The sequence below is a fragment of the Streptomyces sp. NPDC085524 genome (assembly GCF_044541755.1).
Taxonomy (GTDB): domain Bacteria; phylum Actinomycetota; class Actinomycetes; order Streptomycetales; family Streptomycetaceae; genus Streptomyces.
The window spans coordinates 300979-316568 of sequence record NZ_JBITTH010000010.1 but is presented as its reverse complement, the minus strand read 5'-3'; the positions used below and the strand labels follow the sequence as shown (position 1 = coordinate 316568).

Here is a 15590-nt window from a genome sequence, read left to right as displayed (position 1 = left end):
CGAAGCGAGCCACACACCGCCGAGCCCCTGCACGGGCCGCACCACAAGGTCCCGGCCGGGCCGGAGCAGGCCCTGCAGGCATCCCGCGCCACAGGCACCCGGCCCGGCCGGAGCGAGCTTCGTACCGCCGAGCCCCCGGCAGGGGTACGGCGCGGCCGGAGCGGGCCCCGCGCCGCCGCCCCGCAGGGGGCGCCGCCCCGTACCGCCGAGCCCCCCGGAGGGTGATTGCGTGGCCCCGGGACGGGTAAGCGCCGGGTATGTCCGGTCACGGTCACCTCATCGACAGCACCCTGTCCCTGCTGACCCACGGCTACGCATGGGCCCCGGACCTGCGCCGGGCCCATGACGGTGCGCCGGTGGTGCACACCCGCCTGATGGGACGGCACGCGGCACTGCTGCACGGCCCCGACGCCGTGCCGCTCTTCTACGACGAGAGCCGCGTCCAGCGGCACGGCGCCCTGCCGGGGTCCGTGGTCGACACCCTCTTCGGCAGGGGAGCGGTGCACACGCTCGACGGGCCCGGGCACCGGGGCCGCAAGGCGATGCTGGTCTCGCTGCTCATGTCACCGGAGGGCACCGGCGGCCTCACGGCGCGGGTCGAGAGCGGCTGGCGCGATGCCGTGGAGGGCTGGGAGGACCGCAGGGTGGTGCTCTTCGACGAAGTGGCCGCCCTGCTCGCGGGGGCGGTGTGCGACTGGGCGGGTCTGCCGGTCCCGGACGACGCGGCCCGTGAGATCGCCGAGGACTGCGTGGCGATGGTGGACGGCTTCGCCACGGCGGGCCCCCGGCACGTCCGGGCCCGCCGCGCCCGGCAGCGCCAGGAACAGGGGCTCATGGCCGCCGTCGACCGCATCCGCGCGGAGAACCGCCGGCCGCCGGCGTCCGGTACGCGCACCGTGGCGGAAACGGTCGCCCTGCACCGCGATCCGGACGGTTCCCCGCTCGATCCCCACACGGCGGCCGTCGAACTCCTCAACATCATCCGCCCGACCGTCGCGGTGACCTGGTACGTCACCTTCGCCGCACACGCACTCCACCGCCACCCCGGCCAGCGTGACCACCTGCGCACGGACGGCCCCGGCTACGCCCTCGCCTTCGCCCAGGAGGTCCGCCGCTTCTACCCCTTCGTGCCCTTCATCGGAGGCGTGGCCGCCCAGGAGATCGCCTACGCCGGTGACCGGATCCCCGCCGGGACCCTCCTGCTCCTCGACGTGTACGGGCAGCACCACGACCCGGAGATCTGGGCACGGCCGTACCACTTCGACCCCGGGCGCTTCCTGGGCCGTGAACCCGGCCGCGGCGCACTCGTCCCCCAGGGCGGCGGCGACGTCCGGACCGGCCACCGGTGCCCCGGCGAGGACATCACGCTCGCCCTGCTCGGCACGCTGTCGCCGGCGCTGGCCCGCCTGGACCTCGCCGTACCGCAACAGGACCTGTCCATCCCGCTGAGCCGGATCCCGACCCGGCCCCGCAGCGGCTTCGCCGTCGGGGTCGAACCCCGGTCGGTCGGCGACCGGGGGCGGCAGGCGGTCGGCGGCAGCCGCCGCTGAGCGCCGCGCAGGGGGACGGGGCCGGCGTCAGCTCGCCGTGGAGCGGGATCCCGCGGCGGCCGGAGACTCGTCGAGCGTGAACAGGCCGCCGTCCGGATCGCACACCGTCACGCGATCACCGCCGGCCCACCCGCCGACCTCCGGGACGATGGTGCCGCCGTGCTCGACGACCGCCCGCTGGGCCTCCTTCAGGTCCGGGACCTTGAAGTGGACCAGCCAGCGGGGCCGCAGCATCGGCTTGTCGGCGGAGGTCTCGACCGGTCCGCTGTTCAGACGGGTGACCGCCTGGCCCCCGCGCCGCAGGACCACCTGGTCCTCCTCGTAGGAGACCTCGCAGCAGTCGGCGTGCTCGTTCTCCTCCTCGCCCTCGTCCCCGTCCTCGTGCGCGACCCACTCCAGGACCTCGCCGTAGAAGACGGCCGCGTCGAAGGCGTTGCGGGTGTGCAGTTCCACCCATGCGGGTGCCCCGCCCTCGCCCACGCGCCACTCGGACAGGGCCTCTCCCTCCCAGACGCCGAAGGCGGCGCCCTCGGGGTCGGTGGCGAGGGCCGCCCGGCCGCGGGGCGGATAGGACACGGGCCCCACCCCGACCGTGCCGCCGCGCTCGCGGATCCCGGCCACGGCCGCATCGGCGTCGGTGACGGCGAAGTACACCGTCCATGCCACGGGTGCGGCCATTTCCCCGGCCATCGCCCCGATCCCCGCCACCGCCACGCCGTCCAGCTCGGCCACCGAGGACGCCCGCCCGAAGACGCCCCGCCGGAAGGTCCACCCGAGGACGGCCCCGTAGAAGCGCTCCGCAGCCTGAAGATCGCGCGCCATCAGACTCAGCCAGCACGGCGCACCCGGCACATCCGCTGCCACCAGCACCATGGGCAGCCTCCTCTCGTCCCGCGCTCACGGAATTGCTCCTGGTCGTATTGTGACCGTTCATCCGCTTCGGCGGGTTCTGCGAGGATCGTTCGGCGCGTACAGCGCAGGGGACGTCACCCGCCGCAGCCACCGCCCCGCCGGGCCCAGGCCCCGGCGAACATCTCGTGCAGCGGCGCCGTCGGCAGCACCCGGCCGAACGGGGACTCGATCCGGCCCCGCCACAGCGGGCGCACCCGGTGGCTCTGCAGTTTCACGGTCTCCAGCGGCAGGTGCGGGGCCTTCAGCTCGGTCCACTCCCCGGGCAGGAACAGGCTCCGGCCCGCCCGGGCCCGCTTGGCCTCCAGCACCGCGCCGGTGGCCAGGAGCTCCGCCCCGACCTGGGTGTGCCGCTTGGCCGTCCAGCCGTTCCACCGCCGTACGTTCCGGTCGGTGGGCGCGGCCAGCGTCGCGATCTGGAGGTACAGCGCTGCGGCGTCCGCCCCCGTGCCGAGCTCCGCCGCCACCCGCGTGACCAGCTCCGGGCAGGACTGCCGCGGATCAGCCTCGTACGCGCCCGCCGGTACCGCCCCCGAGCCCGCCCGGAGCATCATCCGCTCCAGCCCGCCGCCGGCCAGCAGCGGCGCCACCCGGTCCAGGGCCTCCGCGAGGCCGGTGACCCCGCGCATCCGCTGCCACACCTCGGGGCCGGTGACCGCCGAGGGCCGCAGGAAGGCGTCGCCTCCCGGCGCGCACACCACCAGCGGGCCGGAGTCGTACGCCGTCACCGGAGCCGGATCCTCCTCCTTGCGGCGGTCCATCGCCACGGGCAGCCGCCCGGGCCCGAACCGCTCGGCGAACGGCGTGGGCGAGTCGTGGACCCGCCCGCCGGGCAGTGCCAGCAGCAGCTCGGGACGGGCCAGCTCCGCGTGGAGCCGCTCGTACAGGGCCGTCGCGCCGGCCACCGCGGGATCTCCGACGGGCCGGTCCGTCCACGCCCACACCAGCGCGCTCGCGATCTCCCCGAGCCGGAGCCCCACCGGAGTTCCGTACCGAAGCGCGGGCCCGGCCGCCGGCACGGCCCTGACCTCCACCCCGGTGCCGTACGCGGTCGCCGCCAGCTCCCAGCCGACCGCGGGCACCGTCGTCTCCTCGGCCGCCTCGTAGCCGCCCGCAAGCCGCCGCGCCCACACCTCCGAGAGGCCCAGCTCGCCCTCCAGGGCGTCGGCCGCCCCGTCGTGCACGGCCGGGAGGGTGCCCAGGAGGTCCTGCCACACCCCTGCCATGCGCTCCACGGCCGCCAGGACCCCGCCCGGCCGCCACAGCTCCGCCGGATCCCCGGGCATCGCCGCGGCCAGCAGGGCGCGCCGGCCGGCGGCTCCGAGCCGCCGGAGCAGCCGCTCGTACGACTCGGCCGTCATCGGGGTCGCCTTGTAGGGGGCCTTGCCCGCCAGGGAGCGGGTCTCGTCCCGGCCGGGCCGGCCGACCAGACCGGCCACCACGAGCCGGGCCACGGCCCTGCGCACGCCGGTCAGTTCGGCGAAGCGCGCCGACGCGGCCTCCGGCACCGGGACCGGCCCGTGCGCCTCGACCGCCGCCACCAGGGCCCGGAGGCGGCCGGCGTCGTCCCGCTCCACCCGGACCAGCCGCGCCTGCCCGGCCGCGGCCGGGACCGGGTCGTCGTCCCGCTCCTCGGCGGCGGGGGCCACGAACCACTGCGGCGAACCTCCGTCCCGTACGGGCGCGGACGCCACGGCGGTCCCGCCGGCCCGCAGCGCCTCCAGGGCCGCGGTGCCGTCGGCACGGCCCACCCACCAGGCGCTGCCCGCACGGGCGAACGGCTGGTCGGCCCAGGTGTCCAGGAGCGCCAGCAGCGCCCCCCGCTCCGCATCCGGGGTCGGCGCCACGGCCGCCCGCCAGGCCGCGGCGTCGATCGTGCCGAGCAGCTGCGACCAGTCGTGCGGCGGCGCGGGCGGCGAGGCCCGCCGCACCTCCTCGACGACGGTCCCGGCGAGGCAGGCGCCGTCGGCCGCGAGCGCGGACAGCGTGGCGGGCAGGGGCACCTCCGGGGCGGGCCGCCCCGTTGCGCGCTCCCCGTCCGACACCAGCCCGAACAGTGCGGGCATCAGCTCGGTGTCCGGCGCGGACCGGCGGGGCAGGGCGGGCGGGACCTCGGAGAGGAGGACGACGCGCCGGTGCAGGGCGCGCCGCCGCTCCTCCACCCGGGCGGCCCGCACGGCCACCGCCACGACGGCCTCGGCCAGTACCGGGTCGGTGATCTCCGGCAACTCCCGTGCCACGGCAGCACGAAGGGCCGCCGTGCCGTCGACGGCCGTTGCCTCGAGCGCGGCCGTCAGCAGGGCGTCCGCACTCGACCGCCCTACGGTCCGCAGCGCCCGCGAACCGGCCGCGTCCCGGGTCCGCAGCAGGTACCAGAAGGCCGGCGGCAGGGCCACGCCTCCCGAAGCGGTGACGCGGCGGACCGGTGTTACCCGGGGATGGCGGGGCGAGTGGTGCCCGTCCAGCTCCCACAGCAGCACGCCGTCGGCGGTGTAGGCGCGCACTCCGGTACGGGTCTTGGCCTCGGCGAGGACCACGTCCTCCACCGCACCCTCCGGCGGGGACCACAGCCCCCAGGGCTCCTGTCCCGGCCGGTCGACGTCGAAGCGGGCGCTGCGCCCGTCCACGCTCTCCACCAGGTAGTGGTGGGGCGCGGCGTCGCGGTGCCCGGTGCGGAACAGCACCCGGGTCCCGACGAGGCCGTCCCGGCAGCCCAGCGGGGAGCCGGACAACCCGGCGGGCAGCGGCGCCAGCTGCAGGGCCTCGCGGGCCAGGGCCATGCAGGCCCCGGACGGTTCCGCGGCCGGACCGGCGTCCGCGGGGCGGCCCGGGAAGTCCGGCAGCGCCGACGCACCCCGCCGCTCCCCGGTGACCGGGTCCACCTCCTCCCAAGGCCGGTCGCCGAAGACGGCGTTGGTCCAGATCCGGGAGCCGTCGCCGAGCTGCAGCTCGGCACCGTCGATGCCCCCGGTGCCGCCCGGGCGCAGCACCGACAGGCCGCCGTGCCGCCCGCCGCCGTCGGCGGTCTCGAACTGGAAGCCGTACGCCCCGTCCAGGCTCCCGCCGAACGGCACCAGCCCGCTCAACTCGTCCGGGGTGAAGGGCTCTTCGGGACGCTCCGCCCAGACTGCGGTGTCGCAGTGGTACGGACTGCGCTCAAGGGTCCAGCTCACCAGGAAGGATCCGCCGACGTAGTGGACGGCGTACATGGTCGCCCCGTCGGGCACCGTGAACCGGCACGAACCGCGCACCCCGTCGGGGGAGACGGCGACCGCCCGGTCGCGCCCGAACACCGTCAGCACCGGCCAGGTGGAGGTCACCCCCGCCACGCCCGGCAGCGTCCGGTCCGCCTCCCCGGCCCCGGCGTCGGCGGCGAACTCCGCGTACACCGACTCCAGGCCCGGCCATGCCAGTTCCTCCGGGAGGCCGGCCGCCAGCGAGCGCCGCAGCGCGCCCGCCGCGCCGGCCCCGGCGAGGGCGTCGCAGACCCCGCCGAGCGCGGACACCGTAGGCCGGTCCAGCAGCGTCTCCAGCTCGGCCACGGCCTCCTCGGCCCCCGCCATGCCGCCGCCCGCCACCGTGTCGACGAGCTTGCCGACCCGCCCGGCCACCTCGTTCGCGATGCCCTCGTTGCCCGGCAGCAGCGTCACCGCGGACCCGGCCCGGCGGCTGCGGGGCGCCGGCCGGTCCGGGAGCAGGCCCGCGTGCACGGTCCCCTCCAGCCGGGGGCCGAACGCCGGGTCGGCGGCCAGTGCGGCCAGGTCCCGCCGGGAGCGCTCGCCCCAGAAGTGCATGCGGACCTCGGGGCCCGGGTCGACGACCGGGACCCCGGCCGCCAGGCAGGCGTCCAGGACGTCCGCGTCGAAGCCCTGCCAGCGGTGGCGGGTGGTGTGCACCGTGACCGGGGCGCCCGCCGCCCGCAGCCTCGGCCCCAACCGGCCGACCAGGCCGAGGAACTCCTCCGGCAGGGGCTGCCGCCCGGCCCCGCCGCCGGACCGGACCGCGTACTGGTACATGCGTACGAAGTTCCCGACCCACCCGTGCAGCCCGCCCTGCGGCACCACCCGGCCCGACTCCATCGCTTCCGCCGCGCCGCAGCCGATCAGCAGCCGCAGCCAGGCCCCGCCGTCGGTGGCCCCGTCCGGGAACACCTCCACCAGCCCGGCCGCGGTCTCCTCCGCCGGCGGACGGGCCGTCAGGACCGGGCCCGCGGCGGTCAGCAGCGCGTCCGGGACCGACTTCTTCCGGGTCACCGACAGGATCGCGCCCACCAGCCGCGCGACCTCCTCGTCCCCGTGGCCCGCCGCCTTGGCGGAGGCCCGCACCCGGCGCACCAGATCCGCCGGCAGATCCGCGGACGAGCCCGCCCACACGGTCAGGAACGCGTCCAGCGCCGCGTGCGCCGCGGCCGGATCCAACGTCTCGGCGAGGAACCGCTGATGGGCCCCGAACTCCCTGGCCGGCATCGCCCCGCCCTCGGCGAACAGCAGCGCGTTGGCCCGCCGGTACTCCGCGTCCACCGGCAGCCCGTGCTGCGCCTCCGCCGCCCGGGCGGCCGCATAGGCACGCCCGCCCGGCCGGCTCCCGTGACCGATCAGCCGGTGCCCGACGGTGTCCCAGAACCACGGGAGATGGGCCGGCGGCAGCCGCCGTGCCCGTACGGCCATCGCGTCGACGAACCCGCCGGGCCTGGTCCGGAGCCGGCCCAGCTCGGAGCGCATGTCGTCGATCAGACCGCGCGCGATCGGCTCGGCGTCCGGATCGTGCGCGGCGACCCAGTCGGCATAGGTGGTCGACGTGTGCGTGCCGGCGGCGGGCAACAGGGCGGCGAGCGAGGCGATCATGTTCCGGATCGTCGCACGCCCCTCCGACAGCACCCCTGAGGCCTCTGCCCTGCCCCCGCCCCGCCGGCAGGCGGACTCGGGCAGGATGTCCGGGTGCTGACGACGACGGAACTGGTGGCGAGAGCGGCCTCCCTGGCCGCCCGGGGAGGCCGGGGAGTCCGGGGAGGCCGGGGCGGCGGGGGAACCCGGCGGATCCTCGGCATCGCCGGGCCGCCGGGGGCCGGCAAGTCGACGCTGGCCGCCCTGCTCGCCGAGGCGCTCGGGCCGGAGACGGCCGTGGTGGTCCCGATGGACGGGTTCCACCTCGCCCAGGCCGAACTGGTCAGGCTCGGGCGGGCGGACCGCAAGGGCGCCCCGGACACCTTCGACGTCGCCGGGTACCTCGCCCTGCTGCGCCGGCTGCGCGGATCCGACGGGGCCACCGTGTACGCACCCGCCTTCGACCGCTCCCTCGAGGAGCCGGTCGCGGGCAGCATCCCCGTCGTCCCGGAGGTACCGCTGGTGATCACCGAAGGGAACTACCTGCTGCACGACGCGGGGGAGTGGGCCACGGTCCGGCCGCTGCTCGACGAGGCCTGGTTCCTCGCCCCGGCGGAGGAGCTGCGGGTCCGGCGCCTGGTCGAGCGGCACGTACGCCACGGCAAGGACCCGGAGTACGCGCGTGCCTGGGTGGCCCGCTCGGACGAGCCGAACGCCCGTCTCGTCGCCGCGGGCCGCCACCGCGCCGACCTCGTCGTCGACGCCGGCTGATCCCGCCACCACCCCCTCCAGGGGCACAGCCTGCCGCTCCGGCGCGCGTGTGGCGGGATTCGGCTCCCACCGGGCCGAGGGGGCGAGGGCGCGTTCACCGGAATCCACAGGTGGGCGCTCCGGCGGGCGGACGTCCGCGGTGTGCGGGGCACGGCCGGGCCCTCGGCCCTGTCCGAATGCCGTCGGAATCCGTGTCAAACCCCGTCCCGGACAAGATCACTGCATCGAGGTAATGCGGACGGCTCTCCAAGGTCATCCGGCCGCCCGTGCCGCTAGTGTTCCCACGGATCTGGACGGATTCCCAGATATTCGCCCCCCTTTTTCCTCTTTTCACGGTGACGTGCCGTGCGCCGATCGCCGCCCTTGAGAAGGAGAGCTCGTCCGATGACCGTTGACGCCAGCCCGGAAGCGCAGCTGGACCCATCCCCGCAGTCCAGCCTGAGCACGGCTGCCGCCCGCAACCTTGCCACCACGACCAAGTCCGCCCCGCAGATGCAGGAGATCACCTCCCGCTGGCTGCTGAAGATGCTCCCCTGGGTGGAGACCAAGGGCGGCGCCTACCGGGTCAACCGTCGGCTCAGCTACACCGTCGGCGACGGGCGCATCGACTTCGTCCAGGACGGCGCCAACGTCCGTGTGATCCCCCGCGAGCTCGGCGAACTCGCCCTGTTGCGCGGCTTCGACGACGTGGACGTGCTGACCGAGCTCGCCGGCCGGTGCGTCCAGCGTGAGTTCCGGGCCGGTGAGGTGCTGGTCCAGCGCGGCGCCCCCGCCGAGCACATCCACCTGATCGCCCACGGCCGGATCAGCCAGACCACCGTCGGCAAGTACGGCGACGAGGTGTCCGTCGCCGTACTCGCCGACGGCGACCGCTTCGGCGAGAACGCCCTGCTGGACGGCGACGCCGGCTGGGACTACACCGCCACGGCCGAGACCCCCGGTACCCTGCTCACGCTGTCCCGTGCCGACTTCGCCTCCGTGCTGTCCGCGGCGCCGAGCCTCCAGACGCACATCCACCGGTTCAGCTCGCTGCCCCAGCAGCGCCAGAACAAGCACGGCGAGGCCGAGATCGCGATGTCGGCCGGCCACACCGGCGAGGCCGAACTGCCCGGCGCCTTCGTCGACTACGAACTCAAGCCGCGCGAGTACGAACTCTCCATCGCGCAGACCGTGCTGCGGGTCCACACGAGGGTCGCCGACCTCTACAACGGGCCGATGAACCAGACGGAGGAGCAACTCCGGCTGACCATCGAGGCGCTGCGGGAGCGCCAGGAGCACGAGCTCGTCAACAACCGGGAGTTCGGCCTGCTCCACAACGCCGACTTCAAGCAGCGGATCCAGACCCACTCCGGCCCGCCCACCCCGGACGACCTCGACGAGCTGCTCTGCCGCCGCCGCGGTACCAAGCTCTTCCTGGCCCACCCCAAGACCATCGCGGCGATCGGGCGCGAGCTCAACGCCCGCGGGCTCTACCCGGACCACGTCGACGTCGGCGGGCAGTCCGTCCCGGCCTGGCGCGGGGTCCCGATCCTGCCCTGCAACAAGATCCCGATCAGCAGGGAGAACACCAGCTCGATCATCGCCATGCGAACCGGCGAGGACAACCAGGGCGTCATCGGTCTGCGCCAGACCGGTCTGCCGGAGGAGTACGAGCCGGGCCTGTCGGTGCGCTTCATGGGCATCAACGAGCAGGCGATCATCTCGTACCTGGTCACCACCTACTACTCCGCCGCGATCCTGGTGCCCGACGCGCTCGGCGTGCTGGAGAACGTACAGATCGCCCGCAGGCGCGACTAGCAGTACGGCGGCCCGCACGGCCGTCGCCACGGCGGACCCGGCTCTGGGTCCTGTCGTCGGACTCCCGTCTGCCCCGCGGGCGACGACGGGAGTCGACGACAGGCCCCAGGGGACCGGCCGCCGAGCATGCCCGGGATCCGGGACGCCCAACCACTTCACCAAGGAGCAACGGATGCCCGTTCCCGGGCCTTCCCCTCTGCAGTCGGGCCTGCCCTCGGCTGCGGCCCGCTTCGGGGCCCACGTCCTCGCCGCGGCCGAAGCGGCAGCCGTAGCCCAGGCCGAGGCGGTGGCCGGAGCCGCAGCGGACGCGGTGGCCGAAGCGGTGGCCGGAGCACAGGCCCCCGCCGAGGCCCCGGCCGTCGGCGCCCCCGTCCGCCCCGCCGGCGCCCTGCCGTCCGCGCCGACCCTGCCCTTCGGCCGGGCCTCCGCCCCGGAGGCGGTCCCCGCCGGCGTCCCCGTACCCGACGGGCCGAGCCCGGCCATGGAGCGGATCCTGCGCGGCCCCAGCGGCCTCGGCACGGCGGCGCTGAGCCTGGTCCGGCGCGCTGAGCCACCGGTACCGCAGGCCCCGGAGCCGCCGGAGCCGGCGGCGGGCCGTCCGATTCCGGGCCTCTACCACCACCCGGTGCCGGAGCCCGACCCGCTGCGGGTGGAGGAGGTCAGCCGCAGGATCAAGGCCTGGGCGCTGGAGGAGGTCGAGCTCTACCCGGAGGACTGGGAGGACCAGTTCGACGGCTTCTCCGTCGGGCGCTACATGGTCGCCTGCCATCCGGACGCCCCCGGCATCGAGCACCTGATGATCGCCACCCGGCTGATGGTCGCCGAGAACGCGGTCGACGACTGCTACTGCGAGGACCACGGGGGCTCGCCGATCGGCCTCGGCGGACGCCTCCTGCTGGCCCACACCGCGCTCGACCCCCTGCACACGACGAAGGAGTACCACCCGCAGTGGGAGGAGTCGCTCCGCGCGGACGCCCCGCGGCGCGCCTACCGCTCCGCCATGGAGTACTTCGTCCGGCAGTCCACCCCGTCCCAGGCCGACCGGTTCCGGCACGACATGGCCCGGCTGCACATGGGATACCTCGCCGAGGCCGCCTGGGCCCAGACCGACCACGTGCCGGAGGTGTGGGAGTACCTGGCGATGCGCCAGTTCAACAACTTCCGCCCCTGCCCCACCATCACGGACACCGTCGGCGGCTACGAACTGCCGGCGGACCTCCACGCCCAGCCCGCCATGCAGCGGGTCCTCGCGCTCGCCGGGAACGCCACGACGATCGTGAACGACCTCTACTCGTACACTAAGGAACTGGCCTCTCCCGGAAAGCACTTGAACCTGCCGGTGGTGATCGCCGAGCGTGAGGGCCTCTCCGACCAGGAGGCCTACCTCAAGGCGGTCGAGGTCCACAACGACCTCATGCACGACTTCGAATCCGAGGCCGCCGCCCTGGCCGCGGCCTGCCCCGCCCCCAGCGTGCTGCGCTTCCTGCGGGGAGTGGCCGTGTGGGTCGACGGCAACCACTACTGGCACCAGACGAACACCTACCGATACAGCCTGCCCGACTTCTGGTAAGGATGGGACACTTTCATGACCAGCACTGATCTTTCCGCCTTCATTCCTGCCCCGGCCACGGCCTACCAGGGGGACATCGCCCGTTACTGGAACAACGAGGCCCGCCCCGTCAACCTGCGCCTGGGTGACGTCGACGGCCTTTACCACCACCACTACGGCATCGGTGACGTCGACCACGCCGCCCTCGGCGACACCGCGGACAGCACATACGAGAAGAAGCTGATCGCGGAGCTGCACCGGCTGGAGTCGGCCCAGGCCGAACTGCTCCTGGACCACCTCGGCCCCGTCGGCCGCGACGACACCCTCGTGGACGCCGGCTGCGGCCGCGGCGGTTCGATGGTCATGGCCCACCAGCGCTTCGGATGCAAGGTCGAGGGCGTCACCCTGTCGGCCAAGCAGGCCGACTTCGCCAACAACCGCGCCCGTGAGCTCGGCATCGAGGACTCCGTCCGCGCCCGCGTCTGCAACATGCTCAGCACGCCCTTCGAGACCGGCCATGCCGCCGCGTCGTGGAACAACGAGTCGAGCATGTACGTCGACCTCCACGACCTCTTCGCCGAGCACTCCCGGGTCCTCGCGGTCGGCGGCCGCTACGTGACCATCACCGGGTGCTGGAACCCGCGTTACGGCCAGCCCTCGAAGTGGGTCTCCCAGATCAACGCGCACTTCGAGTGCAACATCCACTCCCGCCGCGAGTACCTGCGCGCCATGGCCGACAACCGCCTCGTGCCCCAGGCCGTCATCGACCTGACCCCCGACACCCTGCCCTACTGGGAGCTGCGGGCCACGTCCTCCCTGGTCACCGGAATCGAAGAGGCCTTCATCAACTCCTACAAGGACGGCTCGTTCCAGTACGTCCTGATCGCGGCCGACCGCGTCTGACCCCGCTCACCGGGAGGGCCGGGCCCGTCACCGGACGGAACCGGCCCCCTTGATCATGTACGGACGGGAGCTGGCTAGGATGCGGCTCATGTCGCAGCCGGTGAAACTCGTCATCCTCATCACGACGCTTCCGGGCCGGGGCCGGGAGCAGATCGCCGCGTTCGAGGGCCTCGCCCCGCTCGTGCGGGCCGAAGAGGGGTGCCTGCAGTACGACATGCACCAGGTCAGCGGCGATCCCGACCGCTTCGTCCTCATCGAGCGGTGGGCGTCGGAGGAGGCCCTGGCCGCGCACGACGCCACTCCGCACATGATCGAAGCCGATGCCGCTAGCCCCGCGTTCCGCGCGGGCCCCGCCGAGGTCATCGCGCTCGCCGCGGACCCGCTGGCCTGATCCCGGAAGGCGGGTCCCCGCCGGCAGCGGCGGGACCCGTCACGGTCCGTCCTTCCTGCGGCCGGCCCGCCCCGCCAGCGTCGCGCGGCTCCATCGGCACAGCAGTCCGAGCAGGCAGGCCGCGGTGGGCACCCACAGGACCGCGAAGGTCACGATGCCGGCCGGCGAGGTCGAGGTCGCGGCCCTGAGGAACGCCGCCACGGAGGCCAGCGAGAGCAGGCACGCGCACAGCACGAGCCCGTCGCTCAGGGAACCCGTCCATGGCCTGATGCCGCGGCGCAGCGTGCGCAGTCTGCGGTCGAGGACCGGATCGGTCCGAAGCCGGGCCTCCATGTCTTCGAGGATCATCCGCTCCTGCCGGGAGAGCTCGGGGCCGTCCATGGCCACCTCCCGAGACTCGGTGCTGCCTGCTCTGCGAGTACCCATTGTGGACCGTTTACACGTGCCACCGGCAACCGCGGGGCGAGGGAGCACGCCGGCCGGCGCGTCCGCCCGTCAGGCCGCCGCCCGCACCGGATGCCGCAGCAAGTAGCCGAACGCGGTCGTCACCAGGGCCGCCATGCAGGCGATGAAGACCAGCCCAGCGCTCTCCAGCCCGATCGGCCCGACCAGCAGCCCCACGCCGATCACGGGTACGGAGATGCCCGCGTACGCCACCACGAACAGGGTGGAGATCACGGCGGCGCGCCGGTCCGCGGGGGAGGCGGCGGCCACCGCAGCGAGCGCCCCGCGGAACGCCAGGCCCTGCCCGACCCCGCCCACCACTGCGCTCAGCACCACCAGCGCGAGCAGGTCCCACCGCAGCGCACCCGCGAGCAGCGCCAGGCCGGTGAAGAGCCCGATGCAGCCCAGGGGCAGCGACCGTCCCACCCCGATCCGGCCGACGGCGAGCTGCCCCGCGGTCGAGGAGAAGAAGGCGAGTGCGACGACGAGCCCGGTCAGGGCGCGGTTGTGCACGTCCAGGGACTGGGCGAGGAACGCGGGGCTGACCGAGGTGAACACCCCGAACAGGGCGAAGCCGGCGAAGGAGGCGATCGCCGCCGGTGCGAATGCCGCCCGCACCTGCGCGGGCAGGCCGGGCCGCTGCGGTCGCACGGCGCTCCACGGCCGCCGGGCCCGAACCGTTTCCGGGAGCGTCAGCAGGACGGCCGCGGAGCAGGCCACCAGCGCCAGGTGGAAGGCGAACGGCAGGTAGAGCGGCCACGGGGCGTACTGCGCGAGGACCCCTGCGATGAGCGGGCCGCACCCCAGGCCGCCCATGTTGGCGGCCGTCGCCACGAACGTGGCCCGGGAGGCGCCGTGTTCCGGTGCCAGCTCCATCACGTACGCGGTCGCCGCGCCGGTGAACAGGCCGGCGGACAGCCCGGAGAGCAGCCGGCCCGCGTACAGCCAGTCGAGCCCGGTGGCGCACAGGAAGCACACCGCGCTCGCCGCCGCGAAGCCCAGGCCCGCCAGCAGCACCGGCCGCCGGCCCACGGTGTCCGAGGCGTTGCCCGCCAGCAGCAGCGCGCCGATGACCCCGAAGGCGTACACGGCGTACACCACGGTCACCGTCAGCTCGGAGAATCCGAATTTCTCCTGGTAGAGGCCGTAGAGGGGGGTCGGGAGCGTGGTGCCCGCCATGCACACGGCGAACACCGCCCCGCCGAGCACGCACTGCCGCCACCCTTGGCGATCACCGTCCATGGCGCAGACCGTAACCCCGCGCGCCGCCCGGGACGGGACGGGCCGTATCCGGCGCGCCGCCGCACTCCGCGACCGTTTCGATCGGATGGCCGCGGGCGATCGACGGATCTTGACGGTCGGATCACGGGTTCATAGAGTCGGCGCGGCCCACCCAGCCGCAAGGAGCACCCGGATGCCCGAACGCCGCCCGAGGGTCCTGCTGTCGATGGCCCCCGAGCTCGTACCCCGCCTCCTGGACGAAGCCGCGCTCCGCCGGCTCCGGGCGGTGGCCCGGCTCGATCCCCAGATCGTCGCCGACGACTTCGGAGGACCCGGGGTGGCGGCGGTGCTGGCGGAGGCGGAGATCCTGCTCACCTTCTGGGGAGCACCCGTCATCGACGCCGCCGCGCTCGCGGCCGCTCCCCGCCTGGGAGCGGTGGTCCACGCCGGCGGTTCGGTCAAGCACTTCGTCACGGAGGCCTGCTGGGAACGCGGCATCACCGTGTCCTCCGCCGCCCGGGCCAACTCCCTGCCGGTGGCCGAGTACACCGTGGCCATGGTCCTGCTCTCCAACAAGCGGGTGCTCCAGCTCCGCGACGAGTACCGCAGCCTCCGCGGCGCCGGGCGCGACTGGCACCTGCGGTACGGCCACGCGGGCAACTACCGCCGGACCGTCGGCATCGTCGGTGCCTCACGGATCGGGCGCCGGGTGATCGAGCTGCTGCGCCCGTACGATCTCGAACCCGTCGTCCACGACCCGTATCTGACACCGGACCAGGCCGAGGCCCTCGGGGTGCGGGGCGTGGGCCTGGACGAGCTCTGCCGGATCTCCGACGTGGTCAGCCTGCACGCGCCGGCCCTGCCGGAGACCCGGTCGATGATCGACCGCCGGCGGCTGGCGCTGATGCGCGACGGCGCCACCCTGATCAACACCGCCCGGGGTTCGCTGGTCGAACAGGCCGCCCTCACCGAGGAGCTGGCCACCGGGCGGATCCAGGCGGTCATCGACGTCACGGAGCCGGAGGTCCTGCCGGCCGATTCACCCCTGTACGACCTGCCCAACGTGCTGCTCACCCCGCACATCGCCGGATCGCTCGGCAACGAACTGCACCGCACGGCCGATGCGGCGATCGGGGAGATCGCCCGCTACGCCTCGGGCCTGCCCTTCCTGCACGGGGTCCGCCGCGAGGAACTCGACCGCACCGCCTGACCGCCACGGAGCCTTCCGGCAG

General features: G+C 74.5%; 11 protein-coding genes and 1 pseudogene. 8 read left to right on the top strand and 4 right to left on the bottom strand.

Going from position 1 to position 15590, the window contains the following annotated elements:
• Positions 1–225 (top strand): annotated as a pseudogene (locus ACIGFK_RS18390) (hypothetical protein); the annotation flags it as partial.
• 32 nt (positions 226–257) lie between these two features.
• Complete coding sequence (locus ACIGFK_RS18385; protein WP_376658629.1) at positions 258–1550, top strand: cytochrome P450; 1293 nt, start codon at positions 258–260, stop codon at positions 1548–1550.
• Positions 1551–1577: 27 nt separating this feature from the next.
• On the opposite strand, the gene ACIGFK_RS18380 is transcribed toward ACIGFK_RS18385, so the two are convergent.
• Together ACIGFK_RS18380 and ACIGFK_RS18375 are read right to left on the bottom strand one after the other, a co-directional pair.
• A complete protein-coding gene (locus ACIGFK_RS18380; protein ID WP_386467741.1) occupies positions 1578–2423 on the bottom strand; it encodes a VOC family protein in 846 nt (281 codons plus the stop codon).
• A 113-nt stretch (positions 2424–2536) separates the two neighbouring features.
• Positions 2537–7303 carry a hypothetical protein gene (locus ACIGFK_RS18375; protein WP_400052607.1) on the bottom strand — a complete coding sequence of 1589 codons (4767 nt, stop codon included), beginning with the start codon at positions 7301–7303 and terminating at the stop codon, positions 2537–2539.
• A gap of 96 nt (positions 7304–7399) precedes the next feature.
• Between ACIGFK_RS18375 and ACIGFK_RS18370 the strand changes: the two genes are divergently transcribed.
• The 5 genes from ACIGFK_RS18370 (at position 7400) to ACIGFK_RS18350 (ending at position 12693) form a co-directional block, all read left to right on the top strand.
• Positions 7400–8053 carry a nucleoside/nucleotide kinase family protein gene (locus ACIGFK_RS18370; RefSeq protein ID WP_400052619.1) on the top strand — a complete coding sequence of 218 codons (654 nt, stop codon included), beginning with the start codon at positions 7400–7402 and terminating at the stop codon, positions 8051–8053.
• A 384-nt stretch (positions 8054–8437) separates the two neighbouring features.
• On the top strand, positions 8438–9850 hold the full coding sequence (locus tag ACIGFK_RS18365) for a family 2B encapsulin nanocompartment shell protein (protein WP_376658632.1): 1413 nt from the start codon (positions 8438–8440) through the stop codon (positions 9848–9850).
• 172 nt (positions 9851–10022) lie between these two features.
• Positions 10023–11420 carry a family 2 encapsulin nanocompartment cargo protein terpene cyclase gene (locus ACIGFK_RS18360; protein ID WP_400052604.1) on the top strand — a complete coding sequence of 466 codons (1398 nt, stop codon included), beginning with the start codon at positions 10023–10025 and terminating at the stop codon, positions 11418–11420.
• 15 nt (positions 11421–11435) lie between these two features.
• Positions 11436–12302: a geranyl diphosphate 2-C-methyltransferase gene (locus ACIGFK_RS18355; RefSeq protein ID WP_376658634.1), complete on the top strand. Its 867-nt coding sequence runs from the start codon at positions 11436–11438 to the stop codon at positions 12300–12302.
• Positions 12303–12390: 88 nt separating this feature from the next.
• The gene (locus tag ACIGFK_RS18350) at positions 12391–12693 is read left to right on the top strand and encodes a putative quinol monooxygenase (RefSeq protein WP_376658635.1); all 303 of its coding nucleotides are present in this window, start codon (positions 12391–12393) and stop codon (positions 12691–12693) included.
• Positions 12694–12732: 39 nt separating this feature from the next.
• Here the strand turns inward: ACIGFK_RS18350 and ACIGFK_RS18345 are convergent, their stop codons facing one another.
• Both ACIGFK_RS18345 and ACIGFK_RS18340 read right to left on the bottom strand, forming a co-directional pair.
• Entirely contained in the window at positions 12733–13074 is a 342-nt protein-coding gene (locus ACIGFK_RS18345) for a DUF3040 domain-containing protein (protein ID WP_386467734.1), read from the bottom strand.
• 114 nt (positions 13075–13188) lie between these two features.
• Positions 13189–14379 carry an MFS transporter gene (locus ACIGFK_RS18340; RefSeq protein ID WP_400052602.1) on the bottom strand — a complete coding sequence of 397 codons (1191 nt, stop codon included), beginning with the start codon at positions 14377–14379 and terminating at the stop codon, positions 13189–13191.
• 172 nt (positions 14380–14551) lie between these two features.
• Here ACIGFK_RS18340 and ACIGFK_RS18335 point away from each other — a divergent pair, with 172 nt between their 5' ends.
• Complete coding sequence (locus tag ACIGFK_RS18335) at positions 14552–15568, top strand: hydroxyacid dehydrogenase (protein ID WP_376658638.1); 1017 nt, start codon at positions 14552–14554, stop codon at positions 15566–15568.
• Positions 15569–15590: the final 22 nt, after the last annotated feature.

Bases quoted from the DNA above. Each gene is read 5' to 3' on its own strand.
- ACIGFK_RS18385 (WP_376658629.1), top strand. From the start codon at position 258: ATGTCCGGTCACGGTCACCTCATCGACAGCACCCTGTCCCTGCTGACC.
- ACIGFK_RS18380 (WP_386467741.1), bottom strand. From the start codon at position 2,423: ATGGTGCTGGTGGCAGCGGATGTGCCGGGTGCGCCGTGCTGGCTGAGT.
- ACIGFK_RS18375 (WP_400052607.1), bottom strand. From the start codon at position 7,303: ATGATCGCCTCGCTCGCCGCCCTGTTGCCCGCCGCCGGCACGCACACG.
- ACIGFK_RS18365 (WP_376658632.1), top strand. From the start codon at position 8,438: ATGACCGTTGACGCCAGCCCGGAAGCGCAGCTGGACCCATCCCCGCAG.
- ACIGFK_RS18360 (WP_400052604.1), top strand. From the start codon at position 10,023: ATGCCCGTTCCCGGGCCTTCCCCTCTGCAGTCGGGCCTGCCCTCGGCT.
- ACIGFK_RS18355 (WP_376658634.1), top strand. From the start codon at position 11,436: ATGACCAGCACTGATCTTTCCGCCTTCATTCCTGCCCCGGCCACGGCC.
- ACIGFK_RS18350 (WP_376658635.1), top strand. From the start codon at position 12,391: ATGTCGCAGCCGGTGAAACTCGTCATCCTCATCACGACGCTTCCGGGC.
- ACIGFK_RS18345 (WP_386467734.1), bottom strand. From the start codon at position 13,074: ATGGACGGCCCCGAGCTCTCCCGGCAGGAGCGGATGATCCTCGAAGAC.
- ACIGFK_RS18340 (WP_400052602.1), bottom strand. From the start codon at position 14,379: ATGGACGGTGATCGCCAAGGGTGGCGGCAGTGCGTGCTCGGCGGGGCG.
- ACIGFK_RS18335 (WP_376658638.1), top strand. From the start codon at position 14,552: ATGCCCGAACGCCGCCCGAGGGTCCTGCTGTCGATGGCCCCCGAGCTC.